18 protein-coding genes and 1 pseudogene are annotated in these 21,514 nt (G+C 47.8%); 5 read left to right on the forward strand and 14 right to left on the reverse strand.

From position 1 onward, the window contains the following. Positions 1-49 precede the first annotated feature (49 nt). Positions 50-1,228, reverse strand: a complete 1,179-nt coding sequence (locus EYC98_RS14715) for a glycosyltransferase family 4 protein (RefSeq protein ID WP_279246134.1) — start codon at positions 1,226-1,228, stop codon at positions 50-52. Between the two features lie 177 nt (positions 1,229-1,405). Beyond that, positions 1,406-1,828: pseudogene (locus EYC98_RS14720) on the reverse strand (integrase core domain-containing protein); the annotation flags it as partial. A 495-nt stretch (positions 1,829-2,323) separates the two neighbouring features. Here EYC98_RS14720 and EYC98_RS14725 point away from each other — a divergent pair. The 4 genes from EYC98_RS14725 (at position 2,324) to EYC98_RS14740 (ending at position 6,272) form a co-directional block, all read left to right on the forward strand. Continuing rightward, the gene (locus EYC98_RS14725) at positions 2,324-3,529 is read left to right on the forward strand and encodes an outer membrane beta-barrel protein (protein ID WP_279246135.1); all 1,206 of its coding nucleotides are present in this window, start codon (positions 2,324-2,326) and stop codon (positions 3,527-3,529) included. A gap of 437 nt (positions 3,530-3,966) precedes the next feature. Beyond that, positions 3,967-4,170, forward strand: a complete 204-nt coding sequence (locus EYC98_RS14730; RefSeq protein WP_279246136.1) for a hypothetical protein — start codon at positions 3,967-3,969, stop codon at positions 4,168-4,170. 444 nt (positions 4,171-4,614) lie between these two features. Continuing rightward, positions 4,615-5,772: a glycosyltransferase family 4 protein gene (locus EYC98_RS14735; RefSeq protein WP_279246137.1), complete on the forward strand. Its 1,158-nt coding sequence runs from the start codon at positions 4,615-4,617 to the stop codon at positions 5,770-5,772. Positions 5,773-5,900: 128 nt separating this feature from the next. Further along, positions 5,901-6,272 carry a hypothetical protein gene (locus EYC98_RS14740; protein ID WP_279246138.1) on the forward strand — a complete coding sequence of 124 codons (372 nt, stop codon included), beginning with the start codon at positions 5,901-5,903 and terminating at the stop codon, positions 6,270-6,272. An 87-nt stretch (positions 6,273-6,359) separates the two neighbouring features. Here EYC98_RS14740 and EYC98_RS14745 read toward each other — a convergent pair whose 3' ends face one another. The 7 genes from EYC98_RS14745 to neuB form a co-directional block, all read right to left on the reverse strand. After that, positions 6,360-7,496 (reverse strand): hypothetical protein, encoded by a 1,137-nt coding sequence (locus EYC98_RS14745; RefSeq protein WP_279246139.1) that lies wholly within the window; start codon positions 7,494-7,496, stop codon positions 6,360-6,362. A 323-nt stretch (positions 7,497-7,819) separates the two neighbouring features. Beyond that, positions 7,820-9,331, reverse strand: a complete 1,512-nt coding sequence (locus EYC98_RS14750) for a capsular polysaccharide export protein, LipB/KpsS family (RefSeq protein WP_279246140.1) — start codon at positions 9,329-9,331, stop codon at positions 7,820-7,822. Between the two features lie 94 nt (positions 9,332-9,425). Next, the gene (locus EYC98_RS14755; RefSeq protein ID WP_279246141.1) at positions 9,426-10,298 is read right to left on the reverse strand and encodes a hypothetical protein; all 873 of its coding nucleotides are present in this window, start codon (positions 10,296-10,298) and stop codon (positions 9,426-9,428) included. Next, positions 10,295-10,972, reverse strand: a complete 678-nt coding sequence (locus EYC98_RS14760) for a Gfo/Idh/MocA family oxidoreductase (RefSeq protein ID WP_279246142.1) — start codon at positions 10,970-10,972, stop codon at positions 10,295-10,297. Before EYC98_RS14760 ends, EYC98_RS14755 begins: the two co-directional genes overlap by 4 nt. Positions 10,973-11,144: 172 nt before the next feature. Further along, positions 11,145-12,644, reverse strand: a complete 1,500-nt coding sequence (locus EYC98_RS14765; RefSeq protein ID WP_279246143.1) for an aminotransferase class I/II-fold pyridoxal phosphate-dependent enzyme — start codon at positions 12,642-12,644, stop codon at positions 11,145-11,147. Beyond that, positions 12,641-13,504, reverse strand: a complete 864-nt coding sequence (locus tag EYC98_RS14770) for a sugar phosphate isomerase/epimerase family protein (protein WP_279246144.1) — start codon at positions 13,502-13,504, stop codon at positions 12,641-12,643. Before EYC98_RS14770 ends, EYC98_RS14765 begins: the two co-directional genes overlap by 4 nt. A gap of 71 nt (positions 13,505-13,575) precedes the next feature. Next, positions 13,576-14,583 carry an N-acetylneuraminate synthase gene (gene neuB / locus EYC98_RS14775; protein ID WP_279246145.1) on the reverse strand — a complete coding sequence of 336 codons (1,008 nt, stop codon included), beginning with the start codon at positions 14,581-14,583 and terminating at the stop codon, positions 13,576-13,578. Between the two features lie 894 nt (positions 14,584-15,477). Here neuB and EYC98_RS14780 point away from each other — a divergent pair. Further along, positions 15,478-16,923: a lipopolysaccharide biosynthesis protein gene (locus EYC98_RS14780; RefSeq protein ID WP_279246146.1), complete on the forward strand. Its 1,446-nt coding sequence runs from the start codon at positions 15,478-15,480 to the stop codon at positions 16,921-16,923. Between the two features lie 23 nt (positions 16,924-16,946). On the opposite strand, the gene EYC98_RS14785 is transcribed toward EYC98_RS14780, so the two are convergent. The 5 genes from EYC98_RS14785 to EYC98_RS14805 form a co-directional block, all read right to left on the reverse strand. Then, the gene (locus EYC98_RS14785) at positions 16,947-17,834 is read right to left on the reverse strand and encodes a sulfotransferase family protein (protein ID WP_279246147.1); all 888 of its coding nucleotides are present in this window, start codon (positions 17,832-17,834) and stop codon (positions 16,947-16,949) included. A gap of 270 nt (positions 17,835-18,104) precedes the next feature. Further along, positions 18,105-18,986: a class I SAM-dependent methyltransferase gene (locus EYC98_RS14790; RefSeq protein WP_279246148.1), complete on the reverse strand. Its 882-nt coding sequence runs from the start codon at positions 18,984-18,986 to the stop codon at positions 18,105-18,107. 37 nt (positions 18,987-19,023) lie between these two features. Then, the gene (locus EYC98_RS14795) at positions 19,024-19,812 is read right to left on the reverse strand and encodes an oxidoreductase (protein WP_279246149.1); all 789 of its coding nucleotides are present in this window, start codon (positions 19,810-19,812) and stop codon (positions 19,024-19,026) included. Then, positions 19,796-20,725, reverse strand: coding sequence for a Gfo/Idh/MocA family protein (locus tag EYC98_RS14800; protein ID WP_279246150.1), 930 nt, complete (start codon positions 20,723-20,725; stop codon positions 19,796-19,798). Before EYC98_RS14800 ends, EYC98_RS14795 begins: the two co-directional genes overlap by 17 nt. Continuing rightward, complete coding sequence (locus EYC98_RS14805; RefSeq protein WP_279246151.1) at positions 20,719-21,510, reverse strand: SDR family oxidoreductase; 792 nt, start codon at positions 21,508-21,510, stop codon at positions 20,719-20,721. Before EYC98_RS14805 ends, EYC98_RS14800 begins: the two co-directional genes overlap by 7 nt. Positions 21,511-21,514 lie beyond the last annotated feature (4 nt).

The following is a 21,514-nucleotide window of genomic DNA, read 5'->3' on the forward strand; positions in this document are numbered from 1 at the left end:
AGTTCTGCACCGCCCTAAACTTTTGACGGATCGACGAACAATACTCGTTTTATAGAGCAAGAACCTCGTCGTAAACTTCCCTTGTTTTTAACGCCACAGCTTTCCAGTCATAGTTGTCCCGTGCGTACTTACGACATGTCTCCGCGTCCGGGATATCTATCTGTCCCGCGAGAATGCCTTCCAGTGAATTCTGGAGCGATTGCACGGAGGTGTCATCAGTAACCAAAGAGCCGGATAGTGGGCCTACAACCTCCGGCAAACCTCCAACCGGAGTTACGAGACATGGAGTACCGGAAGCGAGTGACTCTACTGTAATTAGTCCAAATCCTTCCAACTTTATCGTAGGCACAACTGACAGGTCCGCAGCAGCGTAAATAGCTGGCAGATCGTCTTCTGAAACGTAGCCAAGCATTTCAACATGTTGTTGCAGACCAAGTTGTACGATCCGTAGCTGAAATTCCTCTTCAAGCGGTCCTTTTCCGGCAATCTTAAGTCGGATATTGGGATTGGATTTAACCAGGTGTCGAACTGCATCAATTAGATTTTCAATACCCATACGACGTGCTATTCGGCGCACAGATACTATAATTGTATGATCTTCTTCCCAACCGAGTTGCCTGCGGGCTTCCACTTGCGACAACCCGCAATCGAAACGATCGAGATCTGCTCCGCCGGGTACAATTCTAATTTTTGATTCTGGAATACCAAAATCAGTGACTAACAACTGACGAAAAGCATTTGATAGAACGATGAACATGTCCGCCTTGGCATAGACACGGCGCTCGATATACTTCTTTAGTTTGTATGCGGTTTCACTGCTTCCCTCAACTACGCCTTCGTCGGCCCAGGGTCCGTGAAAGTGAACGACCATGGGGTACTTTTTTACTATCCCAAGTATCGGATAGGTGTACAAAGCAAAGTGTGAAGCAATCAAGTCGTAGCTATTTTCTTCGAGCGCGGATTTGACCAGCGCTCGCTGTTTCATCATGCGCGTCGTCAGCGGGGCCATATCGCTTGCGAAGGCTTGTATCTCGCCGGAAGAGTCTACCGCGACCTGATTCGTGCCAGCGACTGACCCATGAGCAATAACATTGGCATGCGCAAAATTCTCATAGAGAGCATAGTAGACTCTGTCTAAGCCGTTCCCGGGCTGCTCCGGGAACCAGCTCATACCCGTCTGGTAGATATTGAGTGACGTGTTACTCTTCACTAAAGTAGCGCCTTCCATTTTTCATCCAACATGATTTCGCCTGTCTTGTGACGCATAGGATTATCTGACATTGAGTATAGTGCTCCCCCCCAAAACGTATCAAATGTTCGAGACTCATATCCAAAAACCGAGCATATCTCATACATTCTGAAATGTATCGTGCGGATTGGCAGCGAGAGTCTCATATTCTGGTAATTGCCAATTGATGACTTCTACCCTGGCTTCTTCCATTGTTCGAAACCAGTGGCGGTTCAAGCACTCGTTTCTGAACTGGCCGTTAAGGCTCTCTACAAACGCATTCTGAGTGGGCTTTCCTGGCTGGATAAAGCCTAGCGTTACGCCGGTTTCCCCGCTCCAGAAGAACATTGCCTTACTAGCAAATTAAGTGCCGTTGTCCCAGATTCTCTTCCTCGGTTTGTTCGCTAGCAGTTTCTCAGCCAAGAGTTTCTTCGGCTTGCCGTTATCTGCCTCCAGCTCTCTAAATCGCGTTGCTTCGTTAACGTCTAGGCCCGCGTATTTGCTTCGCCAGTTATAGTACGTGCCGAACTAAATTCAGAGTGAGCGGCGAATGTCCTCCACTTTTGCTCCCGCCTCATGCTCTCGAATGGCGCCAATAATCTGCTATTCGGCGTAACGCTTCTTCATAGTGAAATCGCCATTTTTCGAGATTAGCTGGAAATCTCATCGTGGCCATGGTTCTAACATCAGGGGATAGGTCAGAAGCCACAAGTGCAATCAATGTCATTGACGTGATAACGAAGACTTTCGATCCCTCGCTAGCCGGCCGTGGTTATTGGTTGTCAATTGCGGCGCGAAATGAACGCTTACTCAGAGGGCACCTCTTAAAGCTGGGTTTATCTCAATAGTGACAATCATGGTAGCTCTGGCATCGGACAGCGCTACCTGTGTATAGATGTGGCGCGTCTCAAGAGATCGTAGAGTTCGGCGTGGAGATAGCCCGGATGGACGATCAAAGCCTTGCATACTTTAACGTGTGCGCCTATCGTTCAAAGGTGTCTTGCCAAATTATTGTGTCACTGTGCCCAAATCATGAAAAGCCAAACCAAATTGCTCCACCACTACTATAAGCCTGACATTAAGGAGCTGTTCATTATGCATGACGTTGTCGGCAGCTCTGTGCGCATAGCAACCACGTTCATCGCATTGGTGATCCTGGCCGCATTGTTGGCGTTGCCAGCTGCAGCGCAGAAAGCCGAAGAACCACTAACCGGGTTTCTATTTAACGCGACAACCGAACTGCACTATGAGGACAATGTATATCGTACCCGGTCAGATGAACAAAACGATGCTATTGCTGTGCTCAAGCCGGAGCTGTCCTGGAATGAGGTTTGGTCGGCATCCAGATTGGCTGTGAACTACCTGGGTGATTTCGGCCGTTATCACGCTGAGTCGGATCTGGACTATAACAACAACTCCATTAACGCTTACCTAATGCTTGAACACAGTACCAAGCTGCGATCCGCTTTTACCTTGGGTCACGAGCGTAAGGTAGATAAACCCGGCACTACGGATGCCTTGTCTGTGCAGGGCGAGAGACCCGATAAATGGAATAACAGCGAGGTCGGAGTTACGGTGGATTACGGCACCGCCGGCAGCCAGGGGCAGTTGGTGCTGGACACCTTATACAGTGAAAGACGCTATACAAACAACGATCAGGAGTTCCGTGACTACGATGGCGCGGGTGCTATGTTGACGTTCTATTACCGAGTTACGTCAGCCACGAGACTGCTTTTGGAAGCGGACTATATTGACTATGATTTCACGGAAGAAGACGCTTTAGGCGGAGATCAGAGTGGCGATGATGCTAAGCTTCTCGCTGGTCTGACTTGGGACGTTACGGCAAAAACGACTGGCGTTTTCAAGATAGGATACCGTAGTCGTAACTACGATGATGCCCGTTTCTCGGAGCAACAGGGTCTGGCCTTGTTTCTCGATGCTTCCTGGCGCCCCGATATTCACACAACGGTAATTTTTGGTGCTGGTAAGGACAATCAGAATTCAGGGCAGAGAGGTGCCGGTGGCAGTGTGAGGGCTTACGGATATGTTGCAGCTATTCGCGATATTACGGACCTTACACGGTTTAAAGTGGACTTCAAGTTTACTAACGACGAGTTCGAGAATTTTGCCAATCGTAAAGACAAACGATGGGATGCAGGCGTTGGGCTCGAATATAGCCTGCTGAACTGGCTCGATGTTGGGGTCGCCTACCGTGTCCAGAATCGTGAATCAAACGTGGATATTTTCGATTTCCGCAGTAATGCAATTATGCTGACTGCGACTACCCGCTTCCCTCAGTAAGTGCGCTCAGGCGGCGGATATGTTCATGCAGTGGACGGACGGGGTGGGTTGTTAACTTCGCTGACGAAAAGATCCAATATCTTGCCTTTTTCCAGATAGTCTTCTGCATACTTTAGCGCCACGGGGTTAGGAGTTGGCAATGCAAGTGTTGCCAATATTCCATCATACAGAGCAATCGTAGACTCTGGCTCTACTAACCTAGCGATACCATTATACTGATAGCACAGCAAGCAATGGACCCCAGTGATTGGACAGCGAATTGATAGGTATAAGTGTTTCCTCCGTCATGAGCACAGTGCTCAGAGGAGAAACAATGAGAAGACCAAGACGAAACCATTCACCTGAATTCAAGGCCAAGGTGGTATTGGCCGCTACTGCTAGAAGTGTCGAAAAAAGATGACACACTATAACCACGTGGTTTAGAGAAGATTTGCGCAATGAATCTCTCAAAGTTGGTGATCAGGGTCACCAGTTGGAATGCTGCCCGGCAGATAATTGGGCCGCTTCTCTCCAACGGCGGAGCTTTCGACTACGCGCTTATTATGATTCAGCCTCATGACATCGACGAAGCCCACCAGTGGCTTGGTAAACGCCGCCGCAACCACACCCAAACAATACCGACATCCGGAAAAGCAGCCTAGCCATTTCACGCAGCACAGGGCACAGAATAGTTCGCCCTCAGCTAGGCTAAAACGCACCTATCTTGGAATTCCTATAGTAACCAGTTTATCTTTTTAGATTCAGCAGACGAGTGCCCGCGCTCCATTCATCATCATACGAACTGGATTGTATTTCGCACAAATTTCGGACAAATTTAAGTGGTACAATATCGGCTGTGTTATTCCAAGTTCGATTTGGCGGTGTCTACGACATGCAATTCACATGGTCTGTCTACTTAGATCGCGGGCATGCTCTATTCGCCGGAGCATTATTGTATAGTGCGCTGCACCCTTCTAAACATAACAATGCAGAAGCAGCTTTTGTCGCTCTACCCTTCTTCATTCACCTTATCTACCTATTCACCTTGGTCAACACTCTATGGCTACTTTCCGGCCTGCCTTTTTTCCATCCGCAGAACAAACAAAATGAGAACTAAGAAGGTTTTGTTTATCACCCATGTCGGCGAACCTGGCGGCGCCGAAATGGTAATGATGAATTTTTGTAATTCGGCGCACCATAGCACCAGTGTATTAACATTGGAAAATGGGAGTATCAATGAGACGCTTGACACAAGAGGAATCGCTAACAAATCAATAAATTTTTTGGATGGAATTAAGGACTTCAAAAGAGAAGATGGTTTTAAGCAAATATTGAAACTGATTCCACGCGTTATTAAGCGTGTCACTTTGCTCAATACAGAGTTAAAAAAGCATGACATTATTGTATGCTTTTCGCAGAAATCATTTCTACTATGCTCTCTCGCAAAACCATTTAACCGCAAACCTATTATTTGGTTTATGAATGACATTCTATCCAGTGATTACTTTAGCCCTACGCTGCTTCATATACTGAAGCTACTCTCAAAGTTATCTTCTGACCACGTAGTCTTAAACTCAAAAGCCAGCCTAGAAAAATGGCAAGAAGCCGGCGCAAAAAAGAAGAACATTTCTATCATATACCCATCTATTGACATTTTTGATTTTGAAAAAAAACTTGAAGATACGGTCAAAATAGATGAATTCAAGTCCAAATACCGCGGAGAAAACACGGCCCTTATTGGGATCTTTGGTCGCCTTACACCTTGGAAAGGTCAAGACCTATTCATTAGGGCAATTAGTCGACTCAAAAACGTTAACGCCATTGTTGTCGGTGATGCTCTGTTTGGCGAAGCGAAGTACAAACAAGAACTTAATGAATTGGTCTCGGAGCTAAATCTTCAAGACCGTATCGCTTTTACAGGGCACATTAAGGAAATACCACAGCTCATGTCCATATGCGATGTTATCTGTCATTGCTCAACAACCCCCGAACCTTTTGGTTTAGTACTGGCGGAAGCAACAATTGCAAAAAGACCTGTTATTGCTAGCGATGGCGGCGGTGCAAAAGAAATTGTCATTCACGGTAAAACCGGTCAACTCACCCCTATTGGCAATATTGAAGCTCTTGTAGCTGCGATTGAAAAATACTTGGATGATACTGACTATACAAAAACCATTATCAAAGACGCATATACACATAGTCTTCAAAATTTTTCAAAAGAGACTATGGTGAAGAAATTGGACTCCATTATAGAAACATTATGAGAGGCTAACTTCCGCTACCGCTTTAAAGTCAAAACGTGATCACGCAGCCTTTCTAAGATTGGTACATTTTTCTACCTCGGTTTCGGCTATAATCGTCTCTCCTAATGGTTCCAACCTGGCAATAGACATTGATCAAAACCAAACATCTCTTCGCGTCTTTATTCGTCCTATTGATGGCAGCATTACTGTATGGCATTTTCCGTGCGGAGCCGCCGCAAGAACTGTTCTCCAATTCGGATAAAGTCGGCCACGTGCTGATCTTCTTCGCTGCAACGTTGAGTGGCAGGCTTTCCGGGATCAGACTGCCGGACTGGGCCTACTGGCCGCTCTGGGCAGTCCTGGCATTGATGATGGAATACCTGCAAGACGCGCTGTGGCCAACGCGAAATTTCAGTGCTGGAGATGCCTATGCAAACCTTGCCGGCGTGGTCGCCGCGTTAGTCGTATGGCTGGTGATAAGGCGAGTGCTACGGGGTCTAGCTACCCAAAATCGCGGATGAGTTTTACGAGCAACTGATGGGGCAGCGCGACACACCTGCCTTCAGAGGCTTCTCCGGGTTCAGCAAAATATTTCCAGCTATCCCGGATCACCGATTCGTATACTGGAAAGTGCCCAGATTTTTGATCAAACGCCGCTGAAAATTTCGGCGACGTCGAAGGCGCAGCCAGATGATTGATTGTATTATGACAAACAAAATGAGTGATACCACAACCCAATTTCTTAGGGTTGGCACTATGGTCCAAAATGCTATTTCGATGTTCCACATACTTGGTACAGATGCCAGGTAAAAGCTCAGCAGGAGAGTGTTCCTAAATCGGCCTAATATAATGATAAAAACAGCATACCAGGCTAATGGGAAGAGCAGTGCGCCGATAAAGCCGCCGACCATTGCTCCACTAGAAAACATTGAATCACCATAGTCTATATTACTACTTTTATGGCCTTCTCGGTAATCTGAACTTCTCCAATGATTTTTCTTAAAGAAAGGCTCCATTGACCAATCCAATTTCTCTTTGTCTATAAGGCCCCCAGGTATGGCCCATAACACTGATGTATACAGTCCCGTAAATACATTTTCTTTGTAATCAGCCGTCGAGGCCGCCGCCACAAAATCTGCAAAATCAGTCCGTTGTATTTCGTAAAACATGTTGACACCACCGTATCTGGTTTTGGTCATCTCCGTGAGTGGACCCAGAGTCATCATTAGTGCTAACGGCGCCATTAGCATGCTCAGAAGGACCATTGACTTTCGTTTCTTATCGGATTGAATTCTCGAAATTCGTGCAAAGACCAGAATCAGTATGGATAAGAGTAGAGCAAATCTTTGTCCCGAGTAATAGGTAATAGCCAAGCCTGCGCATACAAACAGCAATTCATTCCGGAGTGCTTTCTGTTGTGTTCCAAATAGAGCAAAGTAGTAAAGCGATATAAAGTATCCCGACAGAATTAGAGTGATCTGGGCTGCGCTTAGAAGACTATCGCCGAGGATACTCCCAGTAATCATGAAAAAAGTCGTTACCCCAAAAATGCAATACATAAGAGGCGTAAATAAACGCTCAACAGACTGATGAATATCTTTAGACTTAAGGTAAAACAAAATCCAGTTCTTCGCGTACAGTTTCAGGATAATGAAAATTGAAGCGCAAATCACAGATAAACCGAACAGCCTATAAAGTAGTCCTACATCAAATTCGGCATATCTGGCTTCTCCTAAATACTTCATAAACGGAACGCCCAAATAGATAATTTGAAGCAAACAGCTAATAGCGAGCGGTGTTTTCAGAAAAGAAGGGTTCTTGCAGTAACTTGAAAAGTTGTAAGCAATTAAATTATATAGAACGGCATGCATAATACATGCGAACGTAGTGCTTAATTTTCCGCCATCTAACTGACTAGGCCAAAAAACAATAAGTAGCGAATAGATAAATATAGATATCAGAACAATGGAGACATCTTGTGTACTTTGTCGAATCATCTTTGATTACTGGCTACCTAATTTGGGATAGACATTGGCACATTGCGGTGACTGTCGAGGGTTGCAATTTTTCACTCCGCCTGCTTTAACGGAGGTCGGGCCCTTTCAAGCGCTGAGAACATGTTTTTTGCAGATTCAAGGTCAGGTTCCTGCAACCGCGTATCGTCGCGGGACATCATACCAGGGACTGAACCCCGCAACATGCTGCCTACTGCACGCAGCGCATCTTCCCTTGACGCACCCGCCAACTTGCTCGGGTTTGACAACAACGCAGTGAGCTCTTGAAGGCTTTCAGGCTTGTAAATACCATCAAAACAATCAAAGAATACCGACCCGAGTACAATTGCCGGTATACCATAAAAGATCGCTTCCAATCCTACCGTACCAGTCAGTGTAATGACAACAGAGGCATGTGCGACTAATTTGTGAGAGTCCTCAGACGATTCAGCAAAAATCATACCCGGCATATGCAAAAGCCGACTGTATGTATCAATCTGCCTGCGTCCGAGCATTGGCGAATGCTCTTTTACAACCAGGGACATGTCCGAGGGTAAAGAGGCCAATATGTTTCGCAGAGTATTCACTTGCTCCTGGTACTCAAAGGCCATTTCTTCGACGGATAATTCTGGCTGATGATGAAGAAAGTACATTGCATATTTCCCTTTTCGAATTAGCTCAAAAGGGGTTTGGTGCTTCTTCAGAAAACGCTGGGCCTTTTGGCCATTCCTATACCTCAGATATTTTGCAAGCGGTGAATATACCTGGCCAGACATTACCCGTGGATTTATCGTCGCTGTGTTAGAACGCTGTCCCAGCCAATCCTTGTTACCCGCCAATAATCGCACAGGATTTAGTCTAGTCAAAATACCGGGTGCACCTTTGTAGACAGCCCATTTCGTAGATGCTGGTTTCGTTTTTTGCTGGGTAATAGTGTCTAGTTTCTGCTCAACCCTGATTAACTCTTCACCCGTCATCGGATTATCGGCCATATCCATATAGGCTGTTCGCGCCAAATGCCAGTCCAGGCCGAGACCGGTCTCCATGTAAACGCGCTCAGGCCAGACGCGTCCTTGAAAAAAGTGCCCTGCCGGTATGCCTTTCTCGCGCGCAAGACGCCAGATCATCCTATAGGGCGCTGAGTTCGTCTCCACGAACACTACGTCAGGTTTGAATTCTGCGAGTTCCTCTTCAAGCCGTCTATAAAGTGCGTACATGAACAGGATTGTCCGCGACCCGGTCCAGATCAGAGGGCCCCTGTTAAGATCGAATTCCAAGGAAGGCTGCCCCCGAAAACGCCGGTCCATCAGAATATCCCTATGAATAAAGAGTGACCCAATACGTTCTTCCAGGTTCTTCAATTCTTGTGTAGCAACGGTCAAATCCGCATCTGGGCCATCTAGCTCTGACTGGCCGGGCAGGATATCTTTAACCGAATCAAATGACCCAGTCTCCAGCCCGAATTCACTTTCTTCTCTGCCTATCGTAAGCAATCTTGCTTGCACTGGACCCGCTTTCTTTAGACCATTCATATAGGCCGAATAGTCCAGAATTTGTTCCTTATGCGTAAAAAGAAGTATTTTCATTGCTCAGTATTTCCGAGTATTGTCATGATCAGCTGCCACACACCAGTAAAAAAATAGACAAAGTGATGCTCGAGGTTCTGGCAAAAAATGTATTTCAAGTAATGTTAGGGCGGTGATCCAGCGTTTCAAATATACGTTCCATTAATAGGTGTTGAGAGATGGACTCCTCTAGGAGAGGCAAATTGCAACTTCCTTTGTCCATTATGTCTTCCACCAGATTGCCTATCAGCCCAGAAAAATACGGAAAATGGGCAATGATGCGCTCTTCTCGCTTAATATGTGCGTAGTCAAACAGGTAAACTTTCCCGTCTACTCTGATTTCCTGCGCACCGGTAAGAATATCATCGCCCCTATCAATCAGACTGAATGTCTTATCACTCTCTTCGTCCACAAATACCAGTTCCCCATAAATTTCTTCATACCCGGCTCTCTTGCTGGGAAATACCTTGGAAATATTGGTGTCACTTCCCACCTGAAGGTCTGTGATATTCATGTGTCTCTTAAATACATCAATCCAGTGCACTGCATTACAAGCCAGTCCCCAGCCTGACCCAGTGAGTTCTACCGTACTGACCGGCTCCGTAAAAAGACAATCAAAGGTTCTACTGCCATACATCCATTGATTGACGAAGGTAGGTACCCGCGGCAGCGAAAGACACTCCTCAAACTCTTGCCTGGACTTAAACAAGTACTTTTCGAGAATGATGTATCGAGGCTGCAGTTCCAAACAACGTTTGTAGATGTCTAACCGCGGCTGGCAGGAAGTGGATACCACACATAGGTCGAGCGGCTCAGTTATGTCCTCAAGAGAAGTCAGCAGATTCGCGCCACCCAGGTCCATTTTTTCGAGCTCATGAAGCCGGGAAGGTGCATCGACGAGAAACAGTTGAGCATCGGGAAAGCTATTCGAGATCCCCTGCACATAGCGCATGCCAATATTGCCAACACCAATAACACAGATATTCATTCCATATTGTCCCGCATCCACGCGTGAATTCGACGATGCTCTGCCAACGTAGGCAGCTTGTTGCTGGCTCCGGCGAGCAGGTCGTCGACAATTTCGCCTAACCCAGGTTTAAGCTGGGTAGGCACATAGGTAAGCGCATTGATGATCGGTCTATAAGACCGTAACGGACTCTCATCATCCGGCTCGTGTACTTCCATACCCTCGGCCGTGCTGAAAGCCTCCAGGGGCTTGGCCTCATAGACATAGCCATTATCGGCATAGAATCGCATAGAGAAATTTTCATTGGCGCCGTAGTTCATATTGATAACGATTGGCATGCCACTATCGGCGGACAGCATAAAGCTGGGTGATGATGTTCCTATTCTCGTGGCCGGTCGAAAAGGCCCCGCGAGATACCAGAGCATATCAATCACGTGGATACTCTGGGTAATCAGGGCATCAACACTTCGTTCTGGTATGACCACAATAATCTTAACGATCTTGCCGCTGTCAATAATGTCCTTCATCAAATCTACCCAGTAATAGTAGCGCCTGTTCATGAGTATCGTGATGTCTCGGGTGAGGTCATAGTCTGGCTGGTGGGAAAAGGGCTTCTCACAATAGATATTGCCCTGTAACCCGCTGCAAATTTCCTCATGGGATTCAATATTGGTACACACAAGCCAATTGCCCACGTCCGGGCCGATATCTGCGATAGGTCTTACCGCTAGCTGAGGAAACGTTGATTGAAAAGCAGCTACATTGGCAGAGGTCAGGTCTCTGCTAAAAACCTGAGGAGATATCCCTTTGGATAGTAGAGCCTTGCAGTACTCCCTGGCCATCGTTGCACAGCCTATGATGCCCCAGCTACTGTTCACTCGTTCCCGCCAGCGCGGCGTTCGGCGCAATTGCTGATAGTTCGTCTAGAAAAATCTCTATGATGTGAGGAATATCTTCATTTGCCAGTCCAAATGAAGACGGTAAGCTGATTGAGTTTGCCGAGAGATAGCTCGCAACCGGATACGCACCGTGTCCATATTCTCGGTAGGGTTCCATTTCATGCATAGGGTAGAAACCGGGCCGTGCGTCAATGCCACGATACCCAAGATTTGCTATCAAGGTGTCTCTAGAGCCTTCAGCATGACCCTTGAGGATAACCGTATACAGCCAGCAAGCATTTTCTGACCAATCATTGCTGGGCAGCAGGCTCAAGGAATCGACCCCCGACAGCAACTTGTCGTAAGTCTGAAATATCATTTTCTTCCGATCGAGTAGTTCGTCTATTCGATCCATTTGCGCCACACCTATAGCGGCCTGCATGTTAGTCATTCTGAAGTTAAAACCTGCGTATTCGTGCCAGTAGCGCTTCTTCGGGCTCATACCATGATCACGCAGCACGCGAGCCCGCTTTGCGACCTCAGCGTCCTTAAATACAACCATGCCGCCTTCGCCGGTGGTAATGCTCTTGTTGGCAAAAAAACTGAAGCAGCCGCAATCACCATCGAGTCCAACGCGACGATTCTTGTAAGTGGCTCCGAGCGCCTCCGCACAGTCCTCGATAATGAACAAACCGTTGCTATCGGCAAAGGCCTTGATCTCGTCAATATGTGCCGGCTGCCCATAAATATGAACGGGCATGATTGCTTTGGTGCGCGGAGTCAATAATCTTTGCATCTCTGCAAGATCGATAGTCCAGTTATCCTTATCAACATCGGCCAAAACCGGCGTCGCGCCTGAATGTATAATCGCGTTGATGCTCGCGCCAAAGGTGAAATCCGGAACAATCACTTCGTCACCGGCACCAATACCCAGAGCGGTTAGGCCCAGCTGCAGAGCGACAGTACCATTGGCAACCGCAATCGTATGCCCGCCGCCCAAATAGGTCGCGAACGCCTCTTCAAATTTGCCAATGAAACGGCCCTGGGAAGATATCCAGCCGCTGGTTACGCATTCGAGCACATTACTAATTTCCTGTTCACCAATGTCCGGCTCAAGCACCATAAACTGCCGAATCCGGTCACGCGTAGAGAAATCCGTAACGCGGCCATCGGAATCCAATAGAGGGATGCAGCGAACGCCCTGCTCAAGGAGTTTCCAAATATCAGAAATTTTGGCACCAAGAGGCAGATAGTGAGGTGACTTATTCACGTATTCGGTGTCTCGTGTAATCGTATCCCCGAGCGTCGCGCCTTCGAGCAGTGCTCGACGCGCATCCCCATCGGTGAATATGCCGATCAATCTCCGATCTGCATCGACAAAAAAGACGACACCGAGGTGGTTAGCATTAATTGCCTCCAGCACATCTTGAAATGTTGCGGGCAAGGCAACAAGCAATAATTCCAAGGGAATTTTGTCTCTGGCTTTCATAGTGATTGACTGATTTTTTGCAATTTTGAGTGAACAAGGTCTACTTGCTGCACCAGGACTTCGGGTGCGCAATCGTAAACCTCAACTGAGTAGTAGCCGACGTCCGGCTTCAGATAGCGCCAAAACCAGGCGTCGTCTGCAAATGGTTTGTTCGAATCTTCCAGGCCATTGTTGTCGCTAAGGTGATAGCCGGTAATTCTCTCGCTACACACATCAAACATGCTTTCTGGCTTGAAGCCCAATGAATTGGCGGACACCTTCAGATGCGCAACATCTATAAGTTGGGTGACGCTATCTGGTAGCCTCCTCATAATATTTTGACTTTCCTCAGGGTCGCACATGAGTAGAGGGTTGGAGGCAAATTCCTTCGCGTTGTTTGCGGAAAGAACGTTATTCTCTATCATCAGAGCAACACCCGCCCGCTCCGCTATCTCAGCCAGCTGGGAAACCCTGCTGATAAAAGCCTCAATGCTTTCATCGCGGTTGAACAGGCTTCTTGCCGGTATGCGCCTACCCAGCTCATCCACTTTCGGATCGAGAAGAAAACCGGCGTGAAAGCTATAGCGAGAGGTACCGAGTTCTACACACCACTGAATGGCCTGCTCGACGTGCGCAATACTCCTTTCACCTACTTGCTTATCCAGCGAACCAAGATTGAGCACAAAGGGATCCGCCGGTGGTGGAAAATAGTTGTGCAGCTGAAACTCAAGCTCTGGCACCAGTAACCGCAAATCTTCCAACAGTGTCTCGGAATACTCGCATCCGGATAGCTCTATGGATTTAACCCCTGCACTCAAAAGCTCAGCTGCTACAGCATCTGCAGGTCTGCCACGAAAACCACCGGTTGAAACATAGATCATGTTGTTCTCAATTTATTGAGGTTTCCTATTAGGGTCATTCTGCAAACCAAAAAAGCTGCACATCATTCACTCTAAAGCTCTATCAACTCATCTTCTGCAAAATCACGAGAAGCCGCACGACCAATAACCTGGTCCCACCGCATAGGCGAGATACCTGTACCCGGCCGCTTGGCTATAACATTGTCGTTACTGAATATTTCTCCCGCCTTAATCGCTTGACTCGCCAGGATCGATTTACGCATCACTGGCTCGTTACGCGCCTCGCTAGGCGTGAGTCGCTTGATACCGTCGCCCATGGCGACTTCAATATTACGTATTGCCGCGACCAGGGCTGCCAGTTCGTCCGGCTCAAGGCTTGCCTTGTGATCTGGCCCGGGCAAAGTGCGGTCCATTGTGAAGTGTTTTTCAATAACCGAGCCACCCATGGCCACCGCGGCGATCGACACTTCAATTCCAGGAGTATGGTCGGAATATCCAACCTCAAGACCAAAAGCATGCTGCATACTCTGCATAGCACGCAGATTCACTTCTGCCATAGGCGTCGGGTACTCTGTGGTGCAGTGTAATACCGCAATATTGGCACGGGGCGTACCGGCCTGCTCCAGAGCATCGATGGCTGCTTCGACCTCGCCCAGAGTCGCCATTCCAGTAGAGACAATAACCTTCTTGCCCAGCTGGCCTATGTGGCGCAGATAGGGCAGATTGGTCATTTCTCCGGACGGAATTTTGAAAAGATCTTGGCCCAGGCTGACCAGGAGATCGATACTCTCAATATCGAAGGCGGTAGAGAAAAAGCCGATATCTCTCGCGGCACAGTGTGCAATTAGCTCCCTGTGCATATCCGCGTCCAGCTCCAGGCGACGCAGCATTTCATGCTGTGATTCCAGTTTATCCGTGGTTTGGGTCTGGTAATCTGCCTTTGCCGCCGTTCTCGTTACTTGTCGGTCAGCACTAAATGTCTGGAATTTGACCAGGTCAGCACCTGCCGCCGCCGCACAATCGATGAGCTGCTTAGCCAAAACAAGATCACCGTTATGGTTTACTCCGGCTTCGGCAATAATGAGCGTATGCTTTTTCATGATTACTTATGTCCTACAAGTTAGTGTGGTACATCTGGCTCTGATGTCAACGCGCATACTGACAACCCGAAGCGCCCTCTGTATGGAAGAGGCAGTCCACCCCGACATTAGCCTCATGTTCGAGTAGCGCTCACGTCTTGTCTACCTCCAACTGCTGGTTCTGAGACTTCCATCAACCTCCTGACGACTTCTGACGACTTCTGACGACTTCTGACGACTTCTGACGATTTAAACCCAGAGGATGTCGCACCCATGGGTTTAACGTAAGGCCGTAAGTTTTGGGGCCACTTCAATAGGCGAGTGATACTGTATCTGGTAGTGCACACACTGATGAATATGACTGTACCAAGCTAAGGCTGATTTTTATCAGAGTGCCGTTAGACGAGTACAAATAATTTGCGTGTGCTTTTGTGGCAGATTACTCGGGCAGGCTACCGAAAACCCTGCATCTTTTGAAACAGAGTCGCAGGGTTGAAGTGCTCTGATTCTCTCCCACGGAAGTGTGCATTCAGAGCGCACTGGGAGTGCAGTTACATTACAAAACATTGCCGATACTACACGCCATGGGGTTCGCTTCGTCAAGTCACAATTAGCCTTATAAATAGTTAGTACTAACGATCTGCGGGACCGTCAGCGACGAAATACTATTACACCAGTTTCCTCAAATTCACTGTATAGTTAGGGGCATAAATCCAAGCCCCTTTCGGTCAGGGTCTGGCAGCATCAAGTCACCCTCTTTAACAACGCCATAATGCTCACGCAAGATTGGGGCGAAAGCTATTGGAAACCAGGGAAATTTCGGTGACTGCAGATAACGGCAAATAAGCATTGTGAATCAGTTGAATCTAAACACAACCGACCGCACTGAATTGCTCCGTTTCTGATATGAGTGGGATGAAGCAAAAAGCGTCGAAGGGAGTATTCTGGTCATTGGCTGAGAATATTGGAGTGCTGGGGATTAACTTTCTGGCATTTCTGGTTCTGGCGCGGCTGCTTGATAAGGAAGCATTTGGCCTGGTTGCCCTTGCGATGGCGTACGTTCTTTTTCTTGAGCTGTTTGTTCGTACTGCGGCTGTCGAAGTTATCATCCAAAGAAAAACACTTTCTGACCTGCACAAAAATACCGCCTTTTGGGCGACGGCAAGCCTGGGTGTTGTCGCACTTCTACTGTCACTCCTGATAGCCTCTAATGCTGGCACACTCAGCGGAGAAGATCAGCTCGAACATATTTTGTACTGGTTGTCTCTGGGCATTATCCCACTATCACTATCCACTGTTCAGAATGGAATAATGGTGCGAGAAATACGCTTCAAAGGGCTTGCCGCCAGACGAATTATAGCCTCTACGAGTAGCGTAATCGTTGCCTTAGTGTTCGCCTTGAATGGCATGGGTGTCTGGAGCCTGGTCGCACAACTGCTCACCTACCGGTTCGCCGACTTTCTGGCTTTGTATTGGGTAACAAAGTGGTTTCCAAAATTGCATTTTTCATGGTCTGCATTCAAGGATATGTCAGACTATGGGTGGAAGGTCTTGGCCAGCAACATCGCCTACTTTGCAGGCTCTCAGCTCGACAGAGTTATCATTGGTCATTTTCTGGGTGTTAAAACCCTCGGTATTTACGTCGTCGGGCAAAAACTGATCGAAGTCATCTATATGACGTTGAATGGTGTAGTCGGACGTGTTGCCCTCACCACCTTTTCAAGACTGCAGACGGACCAGGAAAGGCTAAAACAGGCCTGCCTGTCTGTAGGCCAGCTCACCACGATTACTGCCGTACCGGTACTGATGTTTCTTGCTGTTTCAGCTGTCGATATTATTGCGGCAGTGTTTGGTGACAAGTGGAGTGACAGTGCCGCTGTGACTCAGATACTGGCGATAGCGGCCATCGCCAGAATTTCGTTTGTGTTCCTAATGCCCGCACTTAAAGCAAAGGCTATGGCCGGGCGGGTCATGACAGCCATCATCTTGCAGGCAGCATTAAGTGTTTGCTTTGCAATACTGTTGGCACCGCTAGGATTGGTAGCAATGACGATAGGCTGGTCAGTCGGATACATTGCATCGACCGCGATGCTAATCTACTTCGTTGGCGATAGACTTTCCATCAATCTTACCGAACTCATTCGGATTTTTGCTGCTCCGCTGGTGTCCGCATTCGTAGGCGTGCTCGTGGTGTTTTTCCTGAGCCAGCAAATACTCGAATGGAATCTATCTATGTATGTGGCTATGGGCATTAAGCTGTGCGCGTTCATTCTTGCCTATCTCGGATCACTGGCAGCGATCGCTCCAAAGACTGTTAAAAATGCCTATACAGACATATCAAGCCTGCTAATAAACAAATAGTCTGCAGAACTTAGTAGAGCGCGTCAGCGCAGCCAGCCCGAGACATCGCGACCGGTCAGCTCGCCCAGCAGGAGGATATCCTCCTCGAAGCAGTCAATCAGCTCTTTCCTGAATTGCTCATCAGGTTCGGTGCGCGCCATCGGAACCTCGTTCCAGGCATGCAGTTTTAAGAAAGCGCCGGTTTTCACTCCCTGCAGGCCCAGCAGCCTCTTGTATTGCAAGGCATACGCTAGCATCTTCCCCAGCACGGGTAGCTTAACGCGCTTGCGAACGTTAGCCGAGGGAAAGTCACTGCGACCGTCATCAGGCACTCCCAGAAAGTCAAGAATATCCAGGTAAACACGGCGTGAATCTGCCTTCATATCGTCCATAAACACAACCATCACACGATCGCGCGATACCTGCCCAAGCAGGCGCTCTAGCTGCTCGCCCAGCCGACACACGTCCGCATACATCAAGCTTGCCGGATCGTTTCTGCTGTTACTAGGCAGACGCTTGCCCTGCACACGGTCCTCCTGCGCCTGCCAGGCCTCCTCAAAATCAGCTATCGTCTCGTGCTGCGTATACATTAGCTGCGCATGAACTGAAGGCGCCATTTCGACCGGATTACGTACCGCGACCAGGAAGCGTGCTGAGGGAGAGTACTCGAGGATATTCTGCACTGCCTCTAGCGAACGCAAGTAAGATGTCGAAGCCTCGCCCACAACAAGGTGATCGTCGTCTGCTTTGCGGAATAGACTCTCATACTGCTTCAGTGACATCCGGTCTGGATTGAAGATGTCATTGTCGAAAAACATTGGTTCTTTCCGGCGCTGCGTCATGAAGATACGCGGGTGCTCTTGAAGCCAGTTAGCCATTGCAGTAGTTCCGCACTTCGGTGCGCCAATAAAAAAGAAATTCGGCTTTTTCATAATTTCGATCTCGGGGAGGAAATTCCAATGTTCAAAAAATCGGTAATTACCTGCTTAGTCCTTGCTGCGCAGACCCGGCAAAAAGAACCAGTCGGAGCTGCCAAATAATAATGGAGCGCTTCCTGTAGGTTTCAACCTAATCACAGGAGCACTTCGCAAGTGTGTAAGGAACTCGTGCTTGATCAAGAAAGCTACGCGTTAAAGAGATATCCAGTGTTTTACTAGTAGAGCGTGGAAACATTATCCCTTTTTGGGTCAGTTTAAAAACCCCTATTTTTCCGCGATTGCGATTATGGTGTCAGTCATATCGACCTTCTCCAACATATTGGAGTAAGCGGTATCCAATTGATCCGTTGCCAACATACTCCAATTGATGTGCCCGCCTGGTTTTTTCTCTTTCAACCAATGCAGGTGATTCGCCAGATTATAACGTTGAAAGCCGCTAATGACCGTATTCTGAAACCTGGCTTCTCCCAAAAGTGCATTCAGGGAATAGCGATTATGTAACACCAGATGTTCACTCCAAAATGTGAATTTTTTGAACTCTTCAAGATCCAGAAACGAAAACAGAAAGTCGTTGGCATGCGGAACTTCAACAACAAGCTTGCCACCTACTGCCAGTTTGTCGTAAGCGACCTTCAACAGTTCCAACGGTTCGGTGAGATGTTCAAACACGTGAAACAAAGTGATCACGTCAAAATCATCGTAAGGCACATCCGCAATATCACTGTATGCCTCGTAGCTCTCTTCCTTTAACGCATCCAGCGCCCTCTGCTGTGGCTCTACCGCTACCGCCCTCTCTGCCACAGGCTCCAGCAAGTCCAGAATGCCGCCGGCTCCAGTACCGACATCCATCCACTTTTTGTTGCTGATCAAAGACAGGAACTGAGTTTGTCTGCGCGAGTCGTCCTCGAAGGAATCGATCAAGGCCCTTTTTCGATCGACCTCCTTCCAGTAATGCGGAAATTCCACCTTTTCTGAGTAGTGCGAAATATCCATGTGTTCGGTTGTTGAGGTAAATATGACGCCCGACTTGTTACACTTCAAAACGGCAATATCATCCCTGTCACGCACCTGCGGATAATACTCTTCAATAGAGTTTTCATCGCAAACGCCCAACTCACACAAGGTTTTAGCCACTTTATTTTTCATAGTATTGATTCCGAGATGTTAGACAGCCGGAGCACCGCTAAATGCTCCAACCCCCATCGACCACAATGTTCTGGCCAGTAATGTACCTTGATGAATCGCCCAATAAAAATACCAGAGCACCTGTCAGGTCATCTGTCTCTGCCATTCTGTTGCCGACTATCGTCTTGCTGGCATATTGCTTCACAAACGATTCAGGTTGATTATTGTGAACGCCGCCAGGTGATATGGCATTAACCCTGATGTCATGCTGACCCAAATAGGATGCCAGATATTTTGTCAGGCTCAATAACGCGCCCTTAATCGCTGAGTACTCGACCGGGCTGGTAAAACTGGCACCCTCATAAAGTTCAAATCGCGGCGCCATAAAGCCATAGATTGAGGCTATGTTAACAATGGTCCCCTGCTTCTGCTTAACCATGACTCTGGATACTTCCTGAGACATTAAAAAGTATCCGCCCAGATGAAGATTAACGTTTTCGCAAAAATCTTCGTAGGTTACGTCCTCAAACTTGCGCCCATAATTCTCGTTACGCGGGTAGGCATTATTGACCAAAGCGTCGATCACTTTATGTCTACTGATGATCGAATCAATCATGCCACGCACAGATTTTTTCGACGTAATGTCTACCTTAATAAACTCTATATTTACAGAGCCCAAATCCGCTGCTAGTTCGTCCCGCACCTTGCTACCTGCAGTCTCATCAACATCAGCAATAATGGCTATGCCGCCATTCTCAGCCACCGCCCGAACAAAGCCTTTGCCAATCAGGCCTGCCCCGCCGGTGACAACCACTACCTTACCGTCTAGCTCAGATTGCAATTTCATCTATCTCTACTTCTCTGCCTTCGGTTCTGGAAATATTTGCTGCGATCAGGACTTTCATTGAATTAAGGACAAGCTCAGGATCAATCGCTGGCCTGCCTGTCCTCATCATTAATACAAAGTCAGCCAACAGGCGCCTGAACATGGTGAAATTATCGTTGGTCTCAGCGTGAAATCTGTCAGTATCGCTCCAGAAATCGAACTGCAATGTTTTTGCCGCGCTTCCCAGAGCATCAATAAATATGAGTGAGTCGTCTTTGTTTCTGATCATCATGGACGTATGTTTTGCATCGAAGCAAGACACGCTTTTAGCCTGAAAACCGGTGACTGAAAATATCCCGTCGAGCATATGGATACCGTATTTTTCGAGACTATTGACGACCGTACCCCGGACCAACTTGAGCTCGCCAAAGCTATCAATATTACCCCTGATCTCGTCAAGCTCTCTCGCGTATCTGGCACCAGCGCAGGACATTAGCTTGCCATTTTCCAGGTACTTTTTGAAAAATTTGAGCTCCGACGTATCCAGGCTAAGCGGCTTGTCAATAAATACAAACTTGCCTTTCTCCAGAAAGGCCTTGGCCAAAGGATAGTGAGTCTCGTAATCATCTCTGGCAATAATGACGCCATCGACTTCGTCCAACATATCATGCACATCAGCAACAATATTTGGAATTCGGGAGGCGCGCGCCAGCTTCTTGGTCTGCTCGGGGTCTTGGGTCCAGGCGTGGGTAACTTGAACTTTATGAAAGCCAAACTCAGATGCATCTCGGATTTTCAGATAGTTATAAATAACATCCCACCCAGACTCCTTCATGCCCTGGGGATCAAACCCGTTGATTATGGCCGCGAAAGAGAACGGATGCCCGTTACCCTCGTTGATGCCAATAATCCCTAGATTTATGCGATCTACCATGCTGCCCAGCCCCCATCAACACAGATGTTCTGTCCGGTCATATAGCGTGATGCATCTGAACATAGCAGGGCAATGATTCCCTTAAGATCTTCCGGGGTGCCTATACGTCCCAGCATAGTTTTCTGTTCCAATTTCCCGATGAACTCTTCGTTATGCAGTATGTCACCGAAGGGAAACGGCCCAGGACTAATCGCATTCACCCTGATACCGTCAGGAGAAAGGAAACTGGCGAGATACTTGGTGAGCTGGATTACACCAGCTTTTGCTGCACCATAACTGGGCGGATTGACATGCTCTGTGCCCACATACATTTTGTAGTCCGGCGCTACGTGCCCATACATTGAAGCAACATTGACGATCACTCCTTTGGTCTTTTTTAAATACGGAGCTGCCTGCTTGGTAGTATAAAATACGCCGTTGAGACAGACGTCAATATCATACTTCCAGTCTTCAACGCTGATAGAATCGAATGAATTCTTGTTACCGGACCATGCGTTGTTGATAAGCACGTCCAGTCGCCCATGCTTGCTATCGATAGCCGCTAGCGCGTCATCGATGCTTTCCGGGTTGGTTATATCCAATTGCACCCCGGATACCTCAACGCCAAACTTCTCGGCCAGAGCTTTGGCAAAGTCAGCGCATTTTTCTTTGTCTCTGGATCCGATAACCACGTTGGCTCCAAGCTCAGCAAGGGCTTCGCACATAGCGGTTCCCAGATAGCCTGCGCCACCGGTGATAAACACCGTTTTGCCCTTCAGATCAAACAGCCCTTCCAGTGATTTCATACTA

It is taken from the genome of Candidatus Litorirhabdus singularis (assembly GCF_026262625.1).
GTDB lineage: Bacteria > Pseudomonadota > Gammaproteobacteria > Pseudomonadales > Halieaceae > Litorirhabdus > Litorirhabdus singularis.

Coding starts and splice junctions, on each gene's coding strand:
- EYC98_RS14750 (WP_279246140.1), bottom strand. CDS start 9,331: ATGAAAATACTTCTTTTTACGCATAAGGAACAAATTCTGGACTATTCG.
- EYC98_RS14765 (WP_279246143.1), bottom strand. CDS start 12,644: ATGAAAGCCAGAGACAAAATTCCCTTGGAATTATTGCTTGTTGCCTTG.
- EYC98_RS14735 (WP_279246137.1), top strand. CDS start 4,615: ATGAGAACTAAGAAGGTTTTGTTTATCACCCATGTCGGCGAACCTGGC.
- EYC98_RS14780 (WP_279246146.1), top strand. CDS start 15,478: ATGAAGCAAAAAGCGTCGAAGGGAGTATTCTGGTCATTGGCTGAGAAT.
- EYC98_RS14730 (WP_279246136.1), top strand. CDS start 3,967: ATGAATCTCTCAAAGTTGGTGATCAGGGTCACCAGTTGGAATGCTGCC.
- EYC98_RS14715 (WP_279246134.1), bottom strand. CDS start 1,228: ATGGAAGGCGCTACTTTAGTGAAGAGTAACACGTCACTCAATATCTAC.
- EYC98_RS14800 (WP_279246150.1), bottom strand. CDS start 20,725: ATGGTAGATCGCATAAATCTAGGGATTATTGGCATCAACGAGGGTAAC.
- EYC98_RS14790 (WP_279246148.1), bottom strand. CDS start 18,986: ATGAAAAATAAAGTGGCTAAAACCTTGTGTGAGTTGGGCGTTTGCGAT.
- EYC98_RS14725 (WP_279246135.1), top strand. CDS start 2,324: ATGCATGACGTTGTCGGCAGCTCTGTGCGCATAGCAACCACGTTCATC.
- EYC98_RS14785 (WP_279246147.1), bottom strand. CDS start 17,834: ATGAAAAAGCCGAATTTCTTTTTTATTGGCGCACCGAAGTGCGGAACT.
- EYC98_RS14755 (WP_279246141.1), bottom strand. CDS start 10,298: ATGAATATCTGTGTTATTGGTGTTGGCAATATTGGCATGCGCTATGTG.
- EYC98_RS14805 (WP_279246151.1), bottom strand. CDS start 21,510: ATGAAATCACTGGAAGGGCTGTTTGATCTGAAGGGCAAAACGGTGTTT.
- EYC98_RS14745 (WP_279246139.1), bottom strand. CDS start 7,496: ATGAAGTATTTAGGAGAAGCCAGATATGCCGAATTTGATGTAGGACTA.
- EYC98_RS14795 (WP_279246149.1), bottom strand. CDS start 19,812: ATGAAATTGCAATCTGAGCTAGACGGTAAGGTAGTGGTTGTCACCGGC.
- neuB (WP_279246145.1), bottom strand. CDS start 14,583: ATGAAAAAGCATACGCTCATTATTGCCGAAGCCGGAGTAAACCATAAC.
- EYC98_RS14770 (WP_279246144.1), bottom strand. CDS start 13,504: ATGATCTATGTTTCAACCGGTGGTTTTCGTGGCAGACCTGCAGATGCT.